This is a genomic window from Amycolatopsis mongoliensis (assembly GCF_030285665.1).
Taxonomy (GTDB): Bacteria; Actinomycetota; Actinomycetes; order Mycobacteriales; family Pseudonocardiaceae; genus Amycolatopsis; species Amycolatopsis mongoliensis.
This window is the reverse complement of record NZ_CP127295.1, coordinates 2,272,256-2,292,022: the sequence shown is the minus strand read 5'-3', so window position 1 is coordinate 2,292,022 and position 19,767 is coordinate 2,272,256. Positions and strand designations below refer to the sequence as shown.

Genomic DNA, 19,767 nt, shown 5'->3' with positions numbered 1-19,767 from the left:
ACCCTTCATCCGTCGAGTGCCCGAAACAGTAAGTGAATAGTATTCGCGTTTCAAGCCTTCGTGTCGTACTTTAGACCTCGTGACCAGTGCGACGGTGTACGACTTGGCGACCAAGGACCTCGATCCACCCTTGGCCGTGGTCGACTTGGCGGCCTTCGACGCGAACGCCGACGACCTCCACCGCCGTGCGGCGGGCAAGCCGATCCGCGTCGTCAGCAAGTCGGTCCGCTGCCGGGCGTTGCTGGAGCGCGTGCTCGCGATGCCGGGCTTCGAGGGCCTGATGTGCTACTCGCTGGCGGAAGCGGTTTGGCACGTCGAGCAGGGCACGACGGACGACATCGTCGTCGCCTACCCGACGGCCGACCACGAGGCGCTTCGGCGCCTGGCCGCGTCCGAGCAGGCTCGCGCGGCGATCACGATCATGGTGGATTCGCCCGAGCACCTGGACCTGGTGGACGCGGCCCTCGGCCACGGCCACCCGGAGATCCGGGTGTGCCTGGAGTTGGACGCGTCGTGGCGCCCGCTGCCGGGAGTCCACGTCGGCACCCGGCGTTCCCCGATCTTCACGCCGAAGCAGGCGTCGGCGTTCGCCCAGCAGGTCGTGGCGCGGCCGGGCTTCCGCCTGGTGGGCGTGATGGCGTACGAGGGCCAGATCGCCGGCCTCGGCGACGCGGCCGGCCGCCGCCTGAACCAGGCCGTGATCGGCTGGATGCAGCGCCGTTCGGCGGCGGAGCTGAACCGCCGCCGCGGCGAAGCGGTCCGCGCGGTCCAGGCGGTGACGTCCCTGGAGTTCGTGAACGGCGGCGGCACGGGAAGCATCGAGTCCACGGGCGCGGACGCGGTGGTCACGGAGATCGCGGCGGGCTCGGGCTTGATCGGGCCCACGCTCTTCGACGGCTACACGCGCTTCAAGCCCCGCCCGGCGGCGCTGTTCGCCCTGCCGGTGGTCCGCCGCCCGACGCGCAAGATCGCCACGCTGTACTCCGGCGGCTACATCGCTTCGGGGCCCACGGGCCCTTCGCGCCAGCCGACGCCGTACCTCCCGACGGGCCTGAAGTTCCTCGGCTTCGAGGGAGCGGGCGAGGTCCAGACCCCGGTGACGGGCCGAGCGGCCCGAAGCCTCGACCTGGGCGACCGGGTCTGGCTGAGGCACGCCAAGGCGGGCGAGCTGGCCGAGCGCTTCACGCACTACCACCTGGTGCTGGGCGACCGGGTGGAGCGCACGGTCCCGACGTACCGAGGCGAGCACCAGAACTTCGGCTGACTCACCGGTTCTCGGCGTCGAACTCCGCCTTGCGGCGAGCGCGTGGCCACTGAGCGAGCAGGCCCTCGGAGAGCTGGCATCGATCAGCGAGATGCCACCGATCTCGTCGTCGTCATCGATGTAGGTGCACAGGACGGGTGGAAAGAACAGTCCTCGTAGATGTCACCCGGCCGGATCTCCCCAGGCTGGTCCCTGGTACGGCTTCGGAGATCGGCCATGGAGACCCACCTTTCGAAACCGCCGCTGTCCCTGCGCATCCTGGCAGGGGCCCGGCAAGGCCGGGTCCGCGGTCGACTTGACGGTCTGGTCGTGGTGGGGTGCCGTTCGAGGGGCCGGGGTGTCGTGAATGACCCATTCACCTCGTCCGACGACAGGAATGAGTCATTCAAGACGTCGCCGGGTCGGACCGGGCGCTTTGCCTTCGCAGGACTAGGCCGTTTCGGGTGCTTTCGGGGCGCTTGCCTTCACGGGCCCAGGCCGTGTCGGTGGCTAGCGCTCGCCTGGTCCGGGCGGGACCAGCCGTGCCGATCGCTTGCGCTGGGCCGAATCAGGTCGGTCCACGCCGAGCCGCGCGTCATCGGCGATCGGTTCACCAGCCAGGGCCACTGCCCAGACAGCAGGCCCCCGCCCATCCCTGGGGGGCGTCCCCTGTCCAGTCTATCGGCGCTCCCCGACAGCCCCGTCCCGAACCGCCAGGTTGTCCACAGCTGTGCATACCTGTGGACAACTTCTGTGGACAGCTAGGACTGCTCCCCGAACCGAGCCGCCAGGTAGCCCTTCACCACGTACTTGGCCTCGGCGACGATCTTCTCGTCCCCTCTGGGCTCCTGCCGGAACGCCAGCTTCAGCAGCGCGTCGGCCACCTCGTTGGCGATCCCGATCGCGAACCGCAGGTCTTCCACCGGCTGATCCACCTGCGTGGCCACCAGGTCCGTCAGCGAATCCACGATCACCGCGTTGTTGTCGCGGGTCTCGTCGAGGAGCTGGCGGTCGATGATGTCGCCGAAGTGGACCTTCGAAAACCCCGGCACCGTCCGGTGCATCTCCAGGTAGATGTCGAGGATCGAGTCCACGACGTCCCACCAGTGCTCCGGCCCGAGCTGCTTCAGCCGCTCGTTCACCGCGCCGACGAACCTCTCCAGGTTGCGGGCGGTGAGCGCCTGCACGACCGCGCGCTTGTCCGGGAAGAACTGGTACAGCGAACCGACCGCCACGCCCGCTCGTTTGGCGATCAGGGTCGTCGTGAGTGCGTCGTAGCCGAGTTCGTCGATCAGCGCCGCGCTGGCGTCGAGCATCTGCTCGACCCGCTTCGCGCTTCGCTGCTGGACCGGCTGACGGCGCAAGGGGGTGGCTTCTGCCGGCACCTTCGCGGCCTGGATGTCGGACACGGCGCTCCTCCTCGTCTGATCTGGGACTTTATCGTGCCGACGGGCTTCCCCACGGACGAGTGAAGACCTAGTATATGAGAACTTTTCATGTTCACCCGAACGGGTGGCCAGACGAAGGGTCAGCACCGGTGCAGAACCCGATCTTCCCGCCCGGCTTCCTTTGGGGTGTTTCGACCTCGGCGTTCCAGATCGAGGGCGCCACCAGCGAAGGTGGGCGCGGACCGTCCATCTGGGACACGTTCACCGCGACCGAGGGCAAGATCGCCCGCGGTGAACAAGCAAACGTAGCCGCCGACCACTACCACCGCTACCCCGAAGACATCGCCCTGATGGCGGAGCTCGGCGTCGGCGCCTACCGGATGTCCATCGCCTGGCCCCGCATCCAGCCCGAGGGCAAGGGCGCGCCCAACCCCGAGGGACTCGGCTTCTACGACAAGCTCATCGACGCCGTCTGCGAAGCCGGCATCGCCCCCGCCGTCACGCTCTACCACTGGGACACCCCGCAGGCGATCGAAGACGAGGGCGGCTGGCTCTCCCGGGCTACCGCTGAGCGCTTCGCGGAATACGCTCAAATCCTCGGAGATCGCTTCGCCGACCGGGTGAAGCTGTGGATTCCGCTCAACGAGCCGATGGTGATGTCCATCTTCGGCTACGCGATCGGCGAGTACGCGCCCGGCAAGACGCTCCTGCTCGACGCCATCCCGACCGCGCACCACCAGAACCTCGCCCACGGCCTCGCCGTGCAGGCCCTCCGCGCGGCCGGGGCGACGAACATCGGCACGGCCAACAACCACTCGCCGATCTGGCCGTCCGACGACTCTGCCGAAGACGAAAAAGCCGCCGAGTGGCTCGACGCGCTGCTCAACCGGCTCTACGCCGACCCCGTGCTGCTCGGCAGCTACCCGGAGCAGCTCCACGAGCACCTTCCCACGGGGTTCGCCGACGACCTGCCGGTCATCGCGCAGCCGCTCGACTTCTACGGCGTCAACTACTACGAGCCGCAGGGGGTCGCGAAGCCCAGCCCGGGCAACCCGCTGCCCTTCGATCTTCGCCCGATCGAGGGTTATCCGATGACGACCAACGACTCGCCGATCGTCCCGCACGCCCTGCGCGAGCTGCTGCTCGACTTCCACCGCCGCTACCGCGACAAGCTGCCGCCCATCCAGATCACCGAGAACGGCTGCAGCTTCGCCGACGTCGTCGCCGAGGACGGCGGCGTGCACGACCCCGAGCGCATCGACTTCCTGCACAGCCACCTCGTCGCGGTGCGCGAGGCGATGGACGCCGGCGTCGACGTCCGGGGTTACTTCTGCTGGTCCCTGATGGACAATTTCGAGTGGTCCAAGGGCTACGCGCCACGCTTCGGCCTGGTGCACGTCGACTACGAAACCCTGCGGCGCACGCCGAAGGACTCGTTCCACTGGTACCGGAAGCTGGTGCGGGATGAGCAGTGAGACGACCGAGACGACCGGCCTGCCGGAAGCCCTCGCCGAACCCGTGGTGCGGGTGCGGCCCGGCTGGATGAGCCTGCTGTTCTTCGCGAACATCGCGCTCTGGCTGGGGATCTACGCGCCGATCCAGGTGCTGCTGCCGCAGCAGGCCGAACTGCTCGACCAGGCGAACAAGGAGTTCGTGCTCGGCCTGGTGATGGGCGTCGGCGCGATCGTGGCGCTGGTCGTCAACCCGGCCGTCGGGCTGCTGTCCGACCGGACGTGCTCGCGCTTCGGCCGCCGTCACCCGTGGACGGTCATCGGCGCCGCCGTCGCGGCCGTCGGGCTGCTGGTGCTGGCCTTCGCGCCGAACGTCGCGGTGCTGATCGTGGGCTGGTGCCTCGTGCAAGCCGGGCTCAACGGCATGCTCGCCACGCTCATGTCCGCCATCGCCGACCGGGTCCCGGTCAGGCAGCGCGCGCAGGTCGGCGGGCTGGTCGGCATCGCGCAGATGCTCGGCACGGTGCTGGGCGCGGTCGTGGTCGTCGTGATGCTCGGGATCGCCGGGATTCCGCTGGCCTATGGGGTCTGCGCGGCGATCGTCGTCGTGGGGGCCGCGTTCTTCGTGCTCCGGACGCCGGACGCGCGGCTGCCGGTCGAGTTCCGGCCGTCGTCCCAGGCCGGTGAGGTCCTGCGCAACCTGTGGGTCTCGCCGCGGCGGCACCCGGACTTCGCGTGGGCGTGGTCGTGCCACTTCATGATCAACCTCGGCAACGCGTTCGGGACGCTCTACCTGTTGTTCTTCCTGAAGGACGCGGTGCACTACGCCGACCCGGACACGGGCCTGCTCATCATGATGGGGCTCTACGGCGTCGCGCTCGTCATCGGTGCCGTGCTCGCCGGCCACTTCTCGGACAAGTCCGGACGGCGTAAGCCATACGTCCTTGCGGCGTCCGGTGTGATGGCATTGGCCGCTTTGCTGCTGGTGATCTGGCAGAGCTGGCCGGTCGCGCTCGCGGCGTCCCCGCTGCTGGGCGTCGGCTTCGGCGCGTACATGGCCGTCGCGCTGGCGATGCTGACGCAGGTGCTCCCGACGGCGCAGGACCGGGCGAAGGACCTGGGCGTCATCAACATCGCGAACTCGCTGCCGCAGGTGGTCGCCCCGCTGCTGACCCCGCTGGTGCTCGCCTACCTGGGCGGCTACTCGGGACTGTTCGCGGCTTCGGCCGTCGCGACCCTGCTGGCCGCGGTGCTGGTGCTCCGCGTGAAAGCGGTTCGCTGACAGATTTGGAACCGCGGGCCGGTGCCGGTCGGGGGAGGGGAGTGCAACGGCACCGGCCCGCGGAATTCAGGGGCCGCTCACAGGCGGGTCATGTCGAGGCGAACCAGTGGTCCAGGCCTCTTCGATGATCAATCTAGCGGGGGATTACCGCCTGGGCTAGGCCTAACACATAATTTCTTCGATTAATCGCGGTGGGGACCGGGTGGGGCGGCCGAGGGCCGGTTCGCGCTGCTCGGGGGTGCGGGCGAAACGGTCCTCGGCCGGGGCGAGAGCCGGCGCGGGTCCGATGGGGCGATCGGTCGGCCGCGCTCGCCGGATCAGGAGGGCTCTGCCGAAGCGTCACTTTCGCTATGAAAGTGCGGCTTCTTCACGCGGATTTCACGTGGGGTGGCCCGGATCTTTCAGGCCGTGACCGCTCGGCGCGGGTTCACCAGCGCGTGGCGCCCGGTGGTCTCGGCCGCGGTGGGCGCCGGAGCCGGACGGCCCTGTGCCGGGACCGGGCTCTTGCGGCGGCCCTGCAGGCGGCTGTCCGCCGAGGACTGCTGCGGAGCCAGTCCGCCGGCCACCAGGTGTTCGTGGGCGACCTGCCAGACCGAGCACGGCGCCTTGCATCGGTGCCACCGGGTCGAGCAGGTCGGGCAGTCACCGCGCTCGTCGGGCTCGTGCATCTTCAGCATCGCGCGCCAGGCCTCCGTCAAACGGGGCAGTTCGGAGCGCGCGACCGAGACGAGCGACTGGGCGTCGGCGCGGTTCGCCAGGTCGGTCAGCATGTCGAGGCGCTCCCAGACCGCGTTGCGGAGGACCTGCCCGAGTACCTGATCCATGATCAGCTCACCGTTACCTTTCCGCCATTTTGGCGGCTTCGTTGAGCGCGGCGCGCAGCTGGCCGAGCTGGCCGGACGTCAACCGCGCGGTCTCGCCGGGGGGCGAGACCAGTACCACCTGGTTGTCCTCGACGAACACCGTCACCGCGCGCTCGCGGCTGATGAGGTCGCCGCACTGCACGCGCCACACCAGCTGTCCGCCTTCGTAGTGGCGGACGCTCGCGGTGCGGGGGTCCACCGCGGCGGCGGGGGTGACCGGGCGGACGGCGGAGATGGGAGAGACCACCGGCCGCACGGCGCGGGTCGCCGTACCGGCATGTCCCCCTGCGAACGAGTCCACGAACTCCACGCCCTTCTCCGCTCTGTCGTGCCGTCTTCGAATCCGTCGGGCTTCGAAGATGCCTTCTGCAACATCCCTGCGGTTTTCGTAGCTCTCCGTGATCGCTGCCGGTGTCCGGGCGGTGACGGAGATCTGACAACTACAGTGAGGTGAAACCGGGTGCGATAGAAGGTCGAAATGGCGTCATAGCGGTGACCGGACCGGGTTCCACGGTAAGCGGTCAACGGACTTCGCCCGGACCGATCAGGGCACCAGTTCGGCTGTTCACACGGTTTCGCAGGTTTGCCTACGCTGTTTCACAGACGCCCGACCGGACAGTGGAGGGGGCGCGATGGACGCCAGTAACGGTGGCAGTGCCGAAGCCCGGCAGAGTCACGCAGTTCCCGCTGACGCGTGGGAGCAGCCGGAGATGAGAGCGGCTCTCGCGTCCCGCGAGATCAGCGCCGTCTACCGGCTCCTGCGCAAGCACGGTGTCTCGCAGCGCCAGATCGCCGCGATGACCGGCCAGTCCCAGTCCGAGGTGTCGGAGATCCTCAAGGGTCGCCAGGTCATGGCCTACGACGTCCTCACGCGGATCGCCGACGGCCTGGGTGTCCCGCGTGGATACATGGGCCTCGCCTACGACGAGGCCACGGCGATACGCGTCGTCGGCTCCGCCGACGGCCAGCAGGCTGAGGAGGACGAGTCCGTGAAGCGACGGAGGTTCCTCGCGCACGCCGCCCAGGTCACGATGGGTGCGGCGGTGTTCGGTCCGGAATCCGGCTCGTGGTCGGCAGGGCCGGCCAGGACACCGGCGCCCGGGCGCATCGGCATGACCGACGTGCGCCAGGTGGAGGCCGCGACGCGCGCCCTTCGCGCCCTGGACTACCAGTACGGCGGCGGGTTCTGCCGTGACGCGGTCGTCGCGCAGCTGTCCTGGGGACAGCAGATGCTCGAGGCGCACGGCACCGACATCGTCAAGAACCGGCTGTACGTGGCCCTCGCCGACCTCCACTCGCTGGCCGGCTGGACGTCTTTCGACACCGGCCTGATGGACTCCGCCCGCGGCCACTTCGCGAACGCGCTTGACCTGGCCAAGCAGGGCGAAAACCACCCGCTCGTCGCCAACGTGCTCTACCGGATGGGCCGCGTCTACCTGCACCAGGACGCCCCGAACGACGCGCTGAAGCTGTTCCAGCTCGGCCAGATCGCCGCCCAGGAATCCGGCTCCGAGCTGGCGGTCTCCGTGCTCTGCGCGAACGAGGCCTGGGCCTACGCGATGATGGGCAACGAGGAGCAGGCGGTGAAGCTGCTCGGCCGGAGCAAGGACGAGTTCGAGCGCGCCAACCTGGCCGAAGCCGAGTCGTGGGTGAAGTTCTTCACCGAGACCGACGTCTACGCCATGGTCGGCACCGTCCACACGGTGCTCGCGCAGCAGAACACCGAGCACACGAAGTACGCGATCCCGGCGCTGACCAGGGCCGTCGAGTCCTACGACGACGAGATGGCCCGCTCCAAGACGTTCATGCTGAGCGCGCTGGCCACCAACCACCTGCTTGACGGCGACCTCGACCACGGCGCCAAGGTCGGCGGCAAGGCCATCGACTGCGCCGAGGGCATCAAGTCCGAGCGGGTCAAGGACCGCATGCGGCCCCTGCAGGACGAGGCCGAGCGCCGCCGCAACAACGCCGACGCGCGTGATCTCGCCGACCGCCTCAACGCTTTCTACGCCGCATAACGCCGAAGGCGCCGGAACCGTCTTGGACGGCCGGTTCACCTCCGGCAAGCTGCGTGGGGTCCTGGCGGAGACGTGTGCGCAGCTGGGTTTGGACCCGGCGGGCGCGCGGTTGCTGCGATTCACCAACAACGCGGTGTACGCCCTGGTCACCGCGCCTTTCGTGATCCGGATCGTCGGCTCCACCCAGCTCCGGCACCGCGTCGAGACCGTGGTCCGCGTGGCCCGGCACTTCGAGCGCCACGGCGTCCCCGCGATCCGGCTGCTCGACGCCGTGGAGCAGCCGATGCGGGTCGGCGCGCACCTGGTGACCGTGTGGCACCAGGTGCCGAGCATCGGCCGCCCGGCGACGTCCGCCGACCTGGCCCGGCTGCTGCGCCAGGTGCACGCGCTGCCCGCGCCCGAGGGGCTCGCCGAGTGGGCCCCGTTCGCCGCGGTGCGGGCCCGGGTGTCCGACGCCGAAGAGCTCGCCGCCGACGACCGCGCGTTCCTGCTCGACCGCTGCGCCGAGCTCGAGGCCGCGCTGGCCGAGCTGGAGTTTCCGCTGCCCAGGGGCCTGGTCCACGGTGACGCGTACCCCGGCAACGTCATCCCCGGCCCCGACGGACCGGTGCTCTGCGACTTCGACTCGTCGTGCGTCGGCCCGCCGGAGTGGGACCTGACGCCGCTGGCGGTCGGTCGCGAGCGGTTCGGCGACCCGGCGGTGCGCTACCGGACGTTCGCCGCGACCTACGGCTTCGACGTCACGTCGTGGCCCGGGTTCGCCGTGCTCCGGGCGATCCGCGAGCTGAAGCTGACGACGAGCGTGCTGCCGATCCTGCGCAGCCGGCCGCAGGTGCGGCCGGAGCTCTACCGCCGCCTGGACGATCTCCGCAACGCCAGGACGGACACGCGGTGGACGCGTTACCGTTGACCCACATCTGTCACTTCATGTGACCGGCGCCACAATCTGCACGTGCATTCGACGACTGCAAATGACCGTTCGTCGCTTCAGAAATGCAGTCAGCTCTGGGTAGAAAGTTCAGTCCGACCGGTCACCCCCAATGGATCACCTGTCATCCCAATGCGCAAATTGCAGCTACTCGCCGTGACCTGAAACCGGCCCTACCTGCGTGGAAGGGCTTTCAGGAGGCGACGACCGGCGCCCGCGTCAGCACCACGGCGAAGCCGAACGCCAACCCCATGACGGTCAGCTCGAGCGTCGCCCACGCGGCGAGGGCCGTCCGGTTGTGCCGGACGACCTGCGGCATCAGCCGCCAGCGGGTGTACGCGCCGAGCAGTGCGATGACGCCGGTGCACAGGAACTTCAGGACGAAGAGCTGCCCGTACGGCGTCGTGAAGATCGCCGCCCAGAACCCGATGGTCGGGTTGAGGGAGATCTCGACGAGGCCGTTGAACAGCCCGGTCGCCGCGGAAAGGACCAGGCAGAGCGTCGCGAGCTTGGAGAACCGGGGCAGCGCGTGCGCGAGCAGCGTCCGGTTCGCGACGAGCAGCACGGCCATCGCGCCGAGGCCGCCGGTCCAGGCGACGGCGCTCATGACGTGCAGCTCCATCGAGATCATCGTGTAGTCGTGGTAGTTCCAGTTCGCCGCGTGCCCGGTGACCGGCAGCGGCAGCAGCGCGAACAGGCCGAGCCCGACGCGGACCTCGGCGGGCACCTTCTCGCCGAAGCGCAGCGCCAGCGCGCCGATCCCGGCGTGGACGAGCGCGAGCACGGCGACGATCACGAGCGCCTTCCCGGCGCCGACGGCGGCGATGTAGCCGCCGATGTCCCCCGCCGAGAGCGTCGCCGAGCCGGGCTTGTACTCCGCGGTCTGCAGGATCAGGGCGACGACCGCGGCCGTGGCCCAGACGAGCGCGGCCGCGACGCCGGCCGGCCGGGCCAGCCGCAGGATCGGCTCGGTCAGCTTCGGCCGGTCGTAGCCGACGAGGACCGAAAGCAGGGCCAGGCCGATCGTCGTGACCGCGGCGAGGTCGAGCAGGACCCGCACGACCGGGATGCCGGCCGAGACCACCGCGCTGGGCTGCACCACGCCGGGGACCGGGGTGGTGGCCATCAGCGCGACGCCGATCAAGGCGCCGAGCAGGCCCGCCGTCACGACGCACAGCAGCGTCGAATAGCGGGGTTTCGCGGTGGTCTCGGTCTGGGTCATCGCTACTGCTTCTCCGCTGTGTTCTCTTGACCGGCGCGGCCGCCGGAACGCAGGGCCACGGTCAGCCCGATCGCCAGCAGCACGACCGCGCCGGCGATCCAGACCCAGATCGGCACCCCGGTCGACCCCGGCGAGGTCGCCTGCGACGACGAGCCGCCCGGGGACTTCGCCGCGTCGACGGTCGCCGGCGTGCCGGTGCCCGCGGTCGTGAGGGTGAAGGTGAGCTCACCGGTCACCGGGTGGCCGTCCGCGGACAGGACGCGGTAGCCGACGGTGTACTTGCCGGCCGGGCCGAGCGGCCGCAGGGGCGCGCTGATGACGTTGTTCACCACGCTGATCGGTCCCTCGGCCCACTGGCCGCCGCCGGGTCCGGTCACCGCGATCTGGTTGACGTCCGCGCCCTGCACGTACTGGTCGAACGTCAGGCTGATCTTCTGCGGGCCGGCGGCGACGGACGAGCCGTTCGCCGGGTCCGAGGAGACCAGCACGTTGTGCGCCAGCGCCGGGGTGGCCGTGCCGAGCACGGCCACCACCGTCAACGCCAGCGCGACGAGCGCCTTCCGCATTTAGCTGTTGCCTCCCGACTTGGCCGTGGCCTTGCGGGCCCGGATGGTCGCCCCGGCTCCGACGCCGAGGCCGATGGCGCCGACGAGCAGGCCGGCCCCGCCGAGCCAGCGAGCTGTGCTGTCGGACGTCGACGCGGCGGCTTCAGTGTGCTCGCCGGTGGTCGACGCCGTTCCCGCGGCCATCCCGGCGTGCTCGTCGCCTTCCGCGGCCTTGGCGGCCAGCTTGACGACCGGTGCCGGGTGCTCCGGCTCCTCGCCGCCCGCCGGCGTCGGCTGGTTCCAGTCCACGACCTTGCCGTCGCTGTAGGTCTGGTGGGCCGGGAACTCCACCTGGTCCACGTTCGGCAGCGGGCCGAAGCTGACCGAGAACTCCTGGTAGTCGGTGGCCTTGAGCTCGCTGCCCGCCTGCGCGGTCCAGGTCACGGCGGTCACGGCTTCGGTGATCTGCGCGCCGTTGTCCTTCGTGACCGGGGTCGGCAGCTTCGACTTCGTCACCTCGGCGGTCCATCCGGGGACCGGCTTGGTCCGCACGGAGCCGATGCCGTAGTCGGCCTTGAAGTCGACGGAGACCTTGGTGGTCGTCGCGGTCGGCTCTTCGCTCGGCACGCGGAAGACGATTGCGGCGTAACCGCCCTTCGTCGGCTGCGGGCCGTAGACGTTGGCGGTGACGTGCGCGGAGGCGACGCCCGCACCGAGGAGACCGGCGGCGCCGACGGTGGCGGCGAGGAATCCGGCGCGCTTGAAGACGTGCTGGGACATGGGTTCACTCCTGATGAACTCAAGAAAGGGCAGCGGACTCGGGGGGCCGCTGTTCGGGGACGAGCTGGGTTCAGGAGTGACCCGGTGGGCCGCGCCGCCCGCGGATCCGGCGCAGGTCGACACCGACGAGGTGCCCCGGCGACGTGGTGCGGGCCGGGACGAGCGCGGGGGCCGCGACCGGGACGGGCAGCGGGGTGAGCAGCCGCGGCAGGATCGCGCGCAGCACGGCGAGCACCGTCAGCAGCGTCGCGTCCGCGCGGGCGAGCAGGAGTGCGGTGGCCAGGGTCGCGAACGCGTGCGCGGCGACCATGCCGAACCCGGTGCCGGCGGGCATGGCGTTCATGTCGTGGACGTGGCGGCCGGCGAGCGTGGTGAGCAGCAGGTGCATCACGAGCTGGGCGGCGCCGAGCAGCGTGGTGGTGGCGACCGCCCCGCGCGCCTTGCCGGCCAGCGCGGTCGCGGTCCAGCCGAAGAGGCCGGCGAGCAGCACGGTCATCGCCGGGTCGGGCAGGCCGCCGTCGGCGAGCCGGTGCGCGGTCACGGAGAGCGCCGCCGCGCACACGGCGAGCGACACGCCACGGGTAGCGCCGAGCACGGCGGGACGCCGTGCCGGAACGCTCATGAGGAGCAGCCTAAGGGACTTGCTCCCGGGTGAGCGTGTGATCCCGTGAAGTGAGCACACACCGAGTTCACGGGCCGTGCCACGCCGTGGTTCAGGCCATTTGTTGCCGATCACGGCCGGAAAGGCCAAGGTGGGCGGAACCGGTGGGCCGAAACGGGGGTTTGACCCGGCATCGCGCTGGGTACTGAGCCGTCGGTCAGGAACTAGCCCGTTCGGGTGAAGGCCTGCGCAAAGGCGGGAGAGCGGACACGGATGAACCTCTTCGACTACATCTCCGACCGGGCGAGCAAGCTCTGGCTGGAGGCTTACCTGCACACCAGCATGGTGGTGCAGTGCACGATCCTCGCGGCCGTACTCGGCGTGCTGATCGGGATCGCGGTCTACCGCAGCCCGATCGGTTCGGCGGTGGCCACGGCGCTGGCGAGCACGATCCTGACGGTCCCGTCGTTCGCCCTTCTGGGCCTGCTGATCCCGATCTCGGGGCTCGGTCCGACGACGGCCGTGATCGCGCTGGTGCTCTACGGCCTCCTGCCGATCGTCCGGAACACCATCGTCGGGCTCGACGGCGTCGACCCGGCGATCACCGATGCCGCGCGCGGCATCGGGATGAGCCGCCTCGGCGTGCTCACCCGGGTCGAGCTGCGGCTGGCCTGGCCGGCGATCCTCACCGGCATGCGGGTGGCCACCCAGATGCTGATGGGCATCGCGGTGATCGCCGCCTACGCGAAGGGGCCCGGCTTCGGCGCCGAGGTCTTCTCCGGGCTCACGAACGCGGGGAGCACGAACTCCCTGAACCAAGCCGTCACCGGCACGGTCGGGGTGGTCATCCTCGCCCTGCTGCTCGACGGCGTCTACGTCCTGATCAAGCGCTTCACCATTTCTAGGGGTGTCCGTGGCTGAGAACGAGGAAGTCTCCGGCGTCGAGATCGAGCTGGAGCACGTGACCAAGCGGTACCCCGGCACCCGCGAGCCCGCGGTCGACGACTTCTCGATGGTCGTCCCCGCCGGCAAGATCGTGGTCTTCGTCGGCCCGTCCGGCTGTGGCAAGACGACCACGATGCGGATGATCAACCGGCTGATCGAGCCGACGTCCGGCCGGATCACCATCGGCGGCGACGACGCGCTGAAGCTCGACGTCGACACCCTGCGCCGCCGGATCGGCTATGCCATCCAGCAGGCCGGGCTGTTCCCGCACTTCACCGTCGCGCAGAACATCGCGGTGGTGCCGGGCCTGCTCGGCTGGGATAAGAAGAAGGTCAACGACCGGGTCGAGGAGATGATGGACCTGGTCGGGCTCGACCCGGCCGACTTCCGCGACCGCTTCCCGCGCCAGCTCTCCGGCGGGCAGCAGCAGCGCGTCGGCGTCGCGCGGGCGCTCGCCGCGGACCCGCCGGTGCTGCTGATGGACGAGCCGTTCGGCGCGGTCGACCCGATCACCCGCGGCAACCTGCAGGACGAGCTGCTGCGGCTGCAGACGGACCTGAAGAAGACGATCGTGTTCGTCACGCACGACTTCGACGAGGCCGTGAAGCTCGGCGACAAGATCGCGGTGCTCGGCAACCAGTCGACGATCATGCAGTACGACACGCCCGAGGCGATCCTGGCCAACCCGGCCAACGACACGGTCGCCGGCTTCGTCGGCGCCGGCGCGTCGCTGAAGCAGCTGACACTGCTGCGGGTCCGGGACGTCGAGCTGGCGCAGGACGCGCTGACCGCGACGGTCGACGACGACCCGGCCGAGATCCGCAAGAAGCTCGAAGACCAGCGCAAGCACTTCGCGCTGGTGCTCGACCGGCGGCGCCGCCCGCTCCGCTGGGCGCACGTCCGCGAGCTGACGTCGGCGACATCGATGACGTCGGTCGGCAAGCCGCTGCGGGACATCGTCAGCCTGCAGTCGACGCTGCAGGACGCGCTCGAGGCGATGCTCGCCGAAGGCGGCTCGGTGCCGGTGACCGGCGCGCGCGGCGAGTACGCGGGCACCATCCAGCTCGACACCGTGATCGCGACCATCCAGCAGCTGCGTGAGGAGCACACCAACGACGAAGAGGTGTCCGCATGACGGCTGCCGTCGATACCGGTTTCAGCACCGAGTCCGGCTCCAAACGCGCGGAACGCGTCCGGCTGTTCGCGCAGCCCATCGTGGTGCTGGTGATCGTCGCGGTGACGCTGGTCTGGGTGTTCTCCAGTGGGCTGACCGCGACCGAGAAGGAGACGCTCAACGCGTCTTCGCTGTTCACTGCTCTGTGGGACCACGTGCTGATGACGCTCGTGGTGACCGCGATCGTCGTGCTGGTCGCGGTGCCGCTCGGGGTGATCGTGACGCGGCCGTGGGCGCGCTTCCTCGCGCCGGTCTTCCTGGCCATCGCGAACATCGGCCAGGCCGCGCCCGCGCTCGGTGTGCTGGTGCTGTGGTTCATCGTCACCGGCGCGGTCGGCGGGCTGTGGGTGGCGGCGCTGCCGCTGGCCTTCTACTCGCTGCTGCCGGTGTTGCGGAACACGATGGTCGGCATCCAGCAGGTGGACGAGTCGCTGATCGACGCGGGCCGCGGCATCGGGATGTCGGCAGCCGCGGTGCTGTGGCGGGTCGAGCTGCCGCTCGCCGTCCCGCTGATCCTGGCCGGCCTGCGCACGTCGCTCGTCCTGGCCGTCGGCACCGCGACGTTCGGCATGTTCGTCAACGCCGGCGGGTTCGGGCTGCTGATCGACACCGGTTACAAGCTGAACCTGACCTCGGTGCTGGTGACCGGCTCGGTGCTGGCCGTGGCGCTGGCGCTGCTGGTGGACTGGCTGGGCGCGGTCGCCGAACAGTACTTCGGACCGAAGGGGCTGCGATGAAACTCCGGCGCATCACGGCAGTCCTCGGCGCGGCCGTGCTCGGCGCGACGCTCTCGTCGTGCGGGCTGACGGTCAACCAGGCGGTGCCGTACGACATCCAGCCGGGCACGATCCAGCCGATCCCGTCGTTGCAGGGCCTGAAGGTGACGGTGGGGTCGAAGGACTTCACCGAGAACATCATCCTGGCGTACATGGCGGAAATGGCCCTGACGGCGGCCGGCGCGGACGTCGTCGACCTGTCCGACATCAAGGGCTCCAACTCGTCGCGGCAGGCGCTGCTGTCCGGGCAGACCGACGTCACCTGGGAGTACACCGGCACGGGCTGGATCAACTACCAGGGCAACGAGCTCCCGGTGCCCGGCGGCGAGAAGGCCCAGTACGACGCGACGGCCAAGGCCGACGAAGAGAAGTTCGGCGTCACGTGGCTGAACTACTCGCCGCTCAACGACCAGTACGCGTTCGCCGTCACCGAGGCGTACGGCGCGCAGAACAACCTGAAGACGACGTCCGACCTCGCGGCGTTCATCAAGCAGAAGCCGGACCAGGCGGTGTTCTGCTTGGAGACGGAGTTCACCAGCCGCCAGGACGGGTTCCCGGCCGCGGTGAAGGCCTACGGCTTCCAGAACCCGAAGATCGAGAACTTCGGCATCGGCACGATCTACTCGGCGGTCGCGGGCGGCACGTGCCCGGTCGGCGAGGTGTTCACCACCGACGGCCGGATCTCCGGGCTCAACCTGCGGGTGCTCGAGGACGACAAGAAGGCGTTCCCGCAGTACAACGCGGTCGCGACGCTGCGCACGGACTTCATCAAGGCGCACCCGGACCTGCGCGGCCCGCTGGAGAAGATCAGCGCGGCGATCGACAACGAGCAGATGGTCCAGCTCTGCAAGCAGGTCGACGTCGACGGCCAGGACGCGGGCAAGGTCGCCCACGACTGGATGGTCAAGAAGGGCTTCGTGAAGTAGGCAGGCGCGAGACGGCCCCCGGTGCGCGCACCGGGGGCCGTCTTCGTGTCCGGGTCAGATCCCGAGGCGGTGGAGGAGCTGGCCTTCCAGCCGCTCCAGCTCGCCGTGCACCGCGCGGTGCACGGACTTGCGCCGTGCCGCCGGCATCCGCTCCGCCGCCCGGACCGACGCCGACAGCTGCTCGAGCGTGCTCAGGGTGTCCTTCGCGAACTCCTGGTCGGCCTTCGACGCCTTCTCGGACTTCTGGAGGTCGCGGCAGCCGTCGGCAACGCCGGCGATGCGCGCGTGCAGCGCCGCGCCGCGGCCGGTGTACTCGCCCAGCTTGTCGACCGAGACCCCCAGCTTGCGTGCCTGGTAGCGGTCGTACGCCTCCCGGGCGGCGCCCGCCGCGCGCACCGCGAACGGCGCGACCACCGGGATCACGGCCGGGCCGAGCACCTTCGCCACCGCGACCGCGTTCTTCGCCTTCTTGGGGGTGAACCTGGCATCACCCTCGACCTTGGCCTTGCGCGCCATGGCACCTCCTGCGACGTGTGAGGACGAACTTACTGGTCGCCCGGGTGGCGGGCATGTCGGCTCGGCGGTGGGAATCTAGAGTGATCTCCATGAAGGGCGAGGTGGTACTCGACGCGGGAGCGGTCAGCCGCTGCCGCCGCCGCGTGCACCTGGAACACGACCCCGCGATGCGCGAGGTACCGCTTTCCCCGCCGGACCCCACCGCGCAGCAGCGGATCGACGACGCCACCGCCCACCGCGAGGACATCGTCGCCCGGCTGATGGCGGCCAACCCCGGCCACTGGGTGAAGATCGGCCGCGACCTCGCGGCCCACGAGCGCGTCGAACTCACCGGACAGGCCTTCGCCGCCGAAGCCCGCTACATCTGGGGCGCGCTGCTGCCGGTCGACCCGGCCGGGCACCGGCGCGGCGGCATCGACCTGCTCGTCCGCACCGGCCGCGGCTACGTCCCGGTGCTCGTCGTGCGCCACCGCATCACCGACCGCGGCACCGGCGCCGTCGTCACCGGGATGACCGACCTCGACCCGGCGCACCGCGGCGCCGACGAGGGCCGCAAGGTCCGGTCGCAGCCGCGCGACCAGCTCCGGCTCGTGCACATCCGCCGCATGCTGCAGACGCTCGGGCAGGCCGACGAGAGCCTCGCCCTGGGCGGCGTCATCGGCCTCGACGCCGACGTCGTCGTCTGGCACGACCTCACCGCGGGCACCTGGCCGGGCGGGCGCAGCGCGCTCACCGAGTACCAGGCCCGGTTCGCCGACCGGCTCGCGATCGCCACGGCGGCCGCGAACGGCGAGGAGCCGCTGGCCGAGCCGTCGCGCGTGCTGGAGTGCCGCCGCTGCCCGTGGTGGCCGACGTGCGAGGTGGTGCTCACCGACTCCCGCGACGTCAGCCTCGTGGTCCGCGGCGAGGACGCGGTGGAGCTGCGCCGCGCCGGCGTGTCCACTGTGGACCAGCTGGCCGCGCTCGATCCCGCCGGCGATGCGCCGGAGGTGAACTGGACCGGCGTGTCGTTCCCGGACGCGGTCGTGCTCGCCCGCGCCTGGCTGGCCGACCTGACCCTGGTGCGCCGCGTCGACCGCGTCGAGGTGCCGCGCGCGGACGTCGAGGTCGACGTCGACATGGAGAGCTTCGGCGACGCCGGCGCGTACCTCTGGGGCTGCCTGCTGACCGGCGCCGACATCGGACTGGAGCCCGGTTACCGCGCCTTCGCGACGTGGGACCCGCTGCCCACCGACGACGAGGCCCGGTCCTTCGCCGAGTTCTGGGCCTGGCTCACCGACGTCCGTGAGCGCACCGAAGCGGCAGGGCTGACCTTCCGCGCGTACTGCTACAACGCGCTCGCCGAGAACCGCTGGCTCTTCGGCTCGGTCGAGCGCTTCGGTGACCACCCGGGCATCCCGGACAAGAAGGAAATCCAGTCCTTTGTGGACTCCGAGGAGTGGGTCGACCTCTTCCGCAGCGTCACCGACCAGTTCCTCTGCTCCCACGGCAAGGGCCTCAAGGTGATCGCCCCGGTCGCCGGCTTCTCCTGGCGCGATCCGGAGGCGGGCGGCGAGGCGTCGATGCGCTGGTACCGCGACGCCGTCGGCATGGACGGCGAGACGCCGGACGGTGCGCAGCGCGAGCGGTTGCTGCGCTACAACGAGGATGACGTCCTGGCGACGCGCGCGCTGCGGGAGTGGATCAGCGCGCGGGCGCAGACCGAAGTCCCGTACATGTTCGATCTCTGAGTAGTTCGTCGACTAAGACACTTGTCTGCTGGCACGTCTTGCGTATACTCGTCTGCGAGTACTCGTGAACGAGGAGTCGGCATGAAGAAGCGGAAGGTCGGCAGCATGCTCGGCCTGGCCGTGCTGTCCGTCGCGCTGGAACGCGCGATGCACCCGTACGAGATGGCGGCCGTGCTGAAGCAGCGCGGCAAGGACGCCGACATGCCGATCAAGTGGGGCTCGCTCTACACGGTCGTCGCGAACCTCGAAAAGCACGGCTTCCTGGAGGCCGTCGAGAGCGTCAAGGACGGCGGGCGGCCCGAGCGGACCGTCTACCGGATCACCCCGGCCGGGCGCGAGGAGTTCGAGGACTGGGTCCGCGAGCTCGTCGGCACCGTCGAGAAGGAACCGCCGCGGTTCCGGTCCGGGCTGTCGATGATCGGCGTCCTCGGCCCCGACCAGGCGATCAGCCTGCTGCGGCAGCGGCTGGAGCAGCTCGACGACCACGTCGGGGCGCAGCGGGCGGCCCTGGAGCAGCTGCGTCCGCTGATGCCACGGCTGTTCCTGGTGGAGGTCGAGTACGACATCGCGATGACGGAGGCCGAGGCGCGCTGGGCGCGCGGCTTCCTCGAAGAACTGACCACCGGCGCCCTGCCGGGCATCGACGCCTGGCGGCGCTTTCACGAAACCGGCGAATTCCCGGACGACCTGGGGGAGTTCGTGGAGAGGTAGGAACCGATGGAGACGACCCGCAAGCACAAGGTGCCCGAGATGGAGGGCTTCCAGGCCCGTTGGTATGCCAAGAACCGGGGCACCGGGCCGCAGCTCGCGCAGTACCGCCGGCAGGCCGCCGAGGTCACGTCCGGGCTGAAGGAGGGTGCCGACGTCCTGGAGGTGGCGCCCGGGCCGGGCTTCTTCGCCGTGGAGCTGGCGAAGCGCGGCTTCCACGTCACCGGGCTCGACATCAGCCACACGATGGTGGAGATCGCCATCGAACACAGCGGCCAGGCCGGGGTGGAGGTCGACTTCCGGCAAGGAGACGTCACGCACGCGCCGTTCGCCGACGAGTCGTTCGACTTCGTGGTCTGCCAGGCCGCGTTCAAGAACTTCCGGCAGCCGGTGACGGCGTTGAACGAGATGCACCGGGTGCTGCGCCCGGGCGGGTTCGCGGTGATCCACGACCTGAACCACGAGGCCACCGGCGCGGACATCGCCCGCGAGGTCGAAGGCATGAACGTCGGCGCGGTGGCCGGCTTCACCGTCCGCCAGACGCTGGGCTGGCTCCGGCGCCGCGCGTTCACCCGCGAGCAGTTCGAGGCGCTGGCCGCGGAGAGCGCGTTCGGCGGCTGCTCGGTGACGGCCGACGGCATCGGCCTGGAAGTCCGTCTCACCCGCTGAGA

The 19,767-nt window shown here is 70.1% G+C and carries 20 protein-coding genes; 12 read left to right on the top strand and 8 right to left on the bottom strand.

Annotated features, from left to right (window positions below):
* Positions 1-79 precede the first annotated feature (79 nt).
* Positions 80-1,264, top strand: coding sequence for an amino acid deaminase/aldolase (locus tag QRX60_RS11070; RefSeq protein WP_286000681.1), 1,185 nt, complete (start codon positions 80-82; stop codon positions 1,262-1,264).
* A gap of 740 nt (positions 1,265-2,004) precedes the next feature.
* Here the strand turns inward: QRX60_RS11070 and QRX60_RS11065 are convergent.
* Positions 2,005-2,652 carry a TetR/AcrR family transcriptional regulator gene (locus tag QRX60_RS11065; protein WP_286000680.1) on the bottom strand — a complete coding sequence of 216 codons (648 nt, stop codon included), beginning with the start codon at positions 2,650-2,652 and terminating at the stop codon, positions 2,005-2,007.
* A gap of 128 nt (positions 2,653-2,780) precedes the next feature.
* On the opposite strand from QRX60_RS11065, the gene QRX60_RS11060 reads away from it, so the two are divergent.
* On the top strand, positions 2,781-4,106 hold the full coding sequence (locus tag QRX60_RS11060) for a GH1 family beta-glucosidase (protein ID WP_286000679.1): 1,326 nt from the start codon (positions 2,781-2,783) through the stop codon (positions 4,104-4,106).
* Entirely contained in the window at positions 4,096-5,364 is a 1,269-nt protein-coding gene (locus QRX60_RS11055) for an MFS transporter (RefSeq protein WP_286000678.1), read from the top strand. The genes QRX60_RS11060 and QRX60_RS11055 overlap by 11 nt, the downstream gene beginning before the upstream one ends.
* Positions 5,365-5,765: 401 nt before the next feature.
* Here the strand turns inward: QRX60_RS11055 and QRX60_RS11050 are convergent, their stop codons facing one another.
* Together QRX60_RS11050 and QRX60_RS11045 are read right to left on the bottom strand one after the other, a co-directional pair.
* The gene (locus QRX60_RS11050; protein WP_286000677.1) at positions 5,766-6,188 is read right to left on the bottom strand and encodes a hypothetical protein; all 423 of its coding nucleotides are present in this window, start codon (positions 6,186-6,188) and stop codon (positions 5,766-5,768) included.
* 13 nt (positions 6,189-6,201) lie between these two features.
* Positions 6,202-6,537 carry a hypothetical protein gene (locus QRX60_RS11045; RefSeq protein WP_286000676.1) on the bottom strand — a complete coding sequence of 112 codons (336 nt, stop codon included), beginning with the start codon at positions 6,535-6,537 and terminating at the stop codon, positions 6,202-6,204.
* A 322-nt stretch (positions 6,538-6,859) separates the two neighbouring features.
* Here QRX60_RS11045 and QRX60_RS11040 point away from each other — a divergent pair, with 322 nt between their 5' ends.
* Together QRX60_RS11040 and QRX60_RS11035 are read left to right on the top strand one after the other, a co-directional pair.
* Complete coding sequence (locus QRX60_RS11040; protein WP_286000675.1) at positions 6,860-8,245, top strand: helix-turn-helix transcriptional regulator; 1,386 nt, start codon at positions 6,860-6,862, stop codon at positions 8,243-8,245.
* A gap of 22 nt (positions 8,246-8,267) precedes the next feature.
* The gene (locus QRX60_RS11035; protein ID WP_286000674.1) at positions 8,268-9,155 is read left to right on the top strand and encodes an aminoglycoside phosphotransferase family protein; all 888 of its coding nucleotides are present in this window, start codon (positions 8,268-8,270) and stop codon (positions 9,153-9,155) included.
* A 211-nt stretch (positions 9,156-9,366) separates the two neighbouring features.
* On the opposite strand, the gene QRX60_RS11030 is transcribed toward QRX60_RS11035, so the two are convergent.
* The 4 genes from QRX60_RS11030 to QRX60_RS11015 all read right to left on the bottom strand — a co-directional run bounded on the left by QRX60_RS11030 (position 9,367) and on the right by QRX60_RS11015 (position 12,342).
* A complete protein-coding gene (locus QRX60_RS11030; RefSeq protein WP_286000673.1) occupies positions 9,367-10,395 on the bottom strand; it encodes a copper resistance D family protein in 1,029 nt (342 codons plus the stop codon).
* A 2-nt stretch (positions 10,396-10,397) separates the two neighbouring features.
* On the bottom strand, positions 10,398-10,961 hold the full coding sequence (locus tag QRX60_RS11025) for a copper resistance CopC family protein (protein WP_286000672.1): 564 nt from the start codon (positions 10,959-10,961) through the stop codon (positions 10,398-10,400).
* Entirely contained in the window at positions 10,962-11,720 is a 759-nt protein-coding gene (locus tag QRX60_RS11020; RefSeq protein ID WP_286000671.1) for a YcnI family copper-binding membrane protein, read from the bottom strand.
* Positions 11,721-11,790: 70 nt separating this feature from the next.
* The gene (locus QRX60_RS11015; protein WP_286000670.1) at positions 11,791-12,342 is read right to left on the bottom strand and encodes a hypothetical protein; all 552 of its coding nucleotides are present in this window, start codon (positions 12,340-12,342) and stop codon (positions 11,791-11,793) included.
* A 252-nt stretch (positions 12,343-12,594) separates the two neighbouring features.
* Between QRX60_RS11015 and QRX60_RS11010 the strand changes: the two genes are divergently transcribed.
* From QRX60_RS11010 to QRX60_RS10995, 4 genes are read left to right on the top strand one after another with little or no spacing between them, the layout of a single operon-like run.
* Complete coding sequence (locus QRX60_RS11010; protein ID WP_286000669.1) at positions 12,595-13,242, top strand: ABC transporter permease; 648 nt, start codon at positions 12,595-12,597, stop codon at positions 13,240-13,242.
* Positions 13,235-14,401, top strand: coding sequence for an ABC transporter ATP-binding protein (locus QRX60_RS11005; RefSeq protein ID WP_286000668.1), 1,167 nt, complete (start codon positions 13,235-13,237; stop codon positions 14,399-14,401). The genes QRX60_RS11010 and QRX60_RS11005 overlap by 8 nt, the downstream gene beginning before the upstream one ends.
* The gene (locus QRX60_RS11000) at positions 14,398-15,177 is read left to right on the top strand and encodes an ABC transporter permease (protein ID WP_286000667.1); all 780 of its coding nucleotides are present in this window, start codon (positions 14,398-14,400) and stop codon (positions 15,175-15,177) included. Before QRX60_RS11005 ends, QRX60_RS11000 begins: the two co-directional genes overlap by 4 nt.
* Positions 15,174-16,142, top strand: a complete 969-nt coding sequence (locus QRX60_RS10995) for a glycine betaine ABC transporter substrate-binding protein (protein WP_286000666.1) — start codon at positions 15,174-15,176, stop codon at positions 16,140-16,142. The genes QRX60_RS11000 and QRX60_RS10995 overlap by 4 nt, the downstream gene beginning before the upstream one ends.
* 54 nt (positions 16,143-16,196) lie before the next feature.
* Here the strand turns inward: QRX60_RS10995 and QRX60_RS10990 are convergent, their stop codons facing one another.
* Positions 16,197-16,658 carry a DUF6474 family protein gene (locus QRX60_RS10990; RefSeq protein ID WP_286000665.1) on the bottom strand — a complete coding sequence of 154 codons (462 nt, stop codon included), beginning with the start codon at positions 16,656-16,658 and terminating at the stop codon, positions 16,197-16,199.
* An 89-nt stretch (positions 16,659-16,747) separates the two neighbouring features.
* Here QRX60_RS10990 and QRX60_RS10985 point away from each other — a divergent pair, with 89 nt between their 5' ends.
* The 3 genes from QRX60_RS10985 to QRX60_RS10975 all read left to right on the top strand — a co-directional run bounded on the left by QRX60_RS10985 (position 16,748) and on the right by QRX60_RS10975 (position 19,765).
* Positions 16,748-18,388, top strand: a complete 1,641-nt coding sequence (locus QRX60_RS10985) for a TM0106 family RecB-like putative nuclease (protein ID WP_286000664.1) — start codon at positions 16,748-16,750, stop codon at positions 18,386-18,388.
* Positions 18,389-18,469: 81 nt separating this feature from the next.
* Positions 18,470-19,099 carry a PadR family transcriptional regulator gene (locus QRX60_RS10980; RefSeq protein WP_286000663.1) on the top strand — a complete coding sequence of 210 codons (630 nt, stop codon included), beginning with the start codon at positions 18,470-18,472 and terminating at the stop codon, positions 19,097-19,099.
* Positions 19,100-19,105: 6 nt separating this feature from the next.
* Positions 19,106-19,765: a class I SAM-dependent methyltransferase gene (locus tag QRX60_RS10975; protein WP_286000662.1), complete on the top strand. Its 660-nt coding sequence runs from the start codon at positions 19,106-19,108 to the stop codon at positions 19,763-19,765.
* The last annotated feature ends 2 nt before the right edge of the window (positions 19,766-19,767 follow it).

Excerpts from the sequence above, each read along its gene's own strand:
- QRX60_RS11030 (WP_286000673.1), bottom strand. The coding sequence starts at position 10,395 with ATGACCCAGACCGAGACCACCGCGAAACCCCGCTATTCGACGCTGCTG.
- QRX60_RS11020 (WP_286000671.1), bottom strand. The coding sequence starts at position 11,720 with ATGTCCCAGCACGTCTTCAAGCGCGCCGGATTCCTCGCCGCCACCGTC.
- QRX60_RS11010 (WP_286000669.1), top strand. The coding sequence starts at position 12,595 with ATGAACCTCTTCGACTACATCTCCGACCGGGCGAGCAAGCTCTGGCTG.
- QRX60_RS11000 (WP_286000667.1), top strand. The coding sequence starts at position 14,398 with ATGACGGCTGCCGTCGATACCGGTTTCAGCACCGAGTCCGGCTCCAAA.
- QRX60_RS11055 (WP_286000678.1), top strand. The coding sequence starts at position 4,096 with ATGAGCAGTGAGACGACCGAGACGACCGGCCTGCCGGAAGCCCTCGCC.
- QRX60_RS10975 (WP_286000662.1), top strand. The coding sequence starts at position 19,106 with ATGGAGACGACCCGCAAGCACAAGGTGCCCGAGATGGAGGGCTTCCAG.
- QRX60_RS10985 (WP_286000664.1), top strand. The coding sequence starts at position 16,748 with ATGAAGGGCGAGGTGGTACTCGACGCGGGAGCGGTCAGCCGCTGCCGC.
- QRX60_RS11015 (WP_286000670.1), bottom strand. The coding sequence starts at position 12,342 with ATGAGCGTTCCGGCACGGCGTCCCGCCGTGCTCGGCGCTACCCGTGGC.
- QRX60_RS11025 (WP_286000672.1), bottom strand. The coding sequence starts at position 10,961 with ATGCGGAAGGCGCTCGTCGCGCTGGCGTTGACGGTGGTGGCCGTGCTC.
- QRX60_RS11050 (WP_286000677.1), bottom strand. The coding sequence starts at position 6,188 with ATGGATCAGGTACTCGGGCAGGTCCTCCGCAACGCGGTCTGGGAGCGC.
- QRX60_RS10990 (WP_286000665.1), bottom strand. The coding sequence starts at position 16,658 with ATGGCGCGCAAGGCCAAGGTCGAGGGTGATGCCAGGTTCACCCCCAAG.
- QRX60_RS10995 (WP_286000666.1), top strand. The coding sequence starts at position 15,174 with ATGAAACTCCGGCGCATCACGGCAGTCCTCGGCGCGGCCGTGCTCGGC.
- QRX60_RS10980 (WP_286000663.1), top strand. The coding sequence starts at position 18,470 with ATGAAGAAGCGGAAGGTCGGCAGCATGCTCGGCCTGGCCGTGCTGTCC.
- QRX60_RS11040 (WP_286000675.1), top strand. The coding sequence starts at position 6,860 with ATGGACGCCAGTAACGGTGGCAGTGCCGAAGCCCGGCAGAGTCACGCA.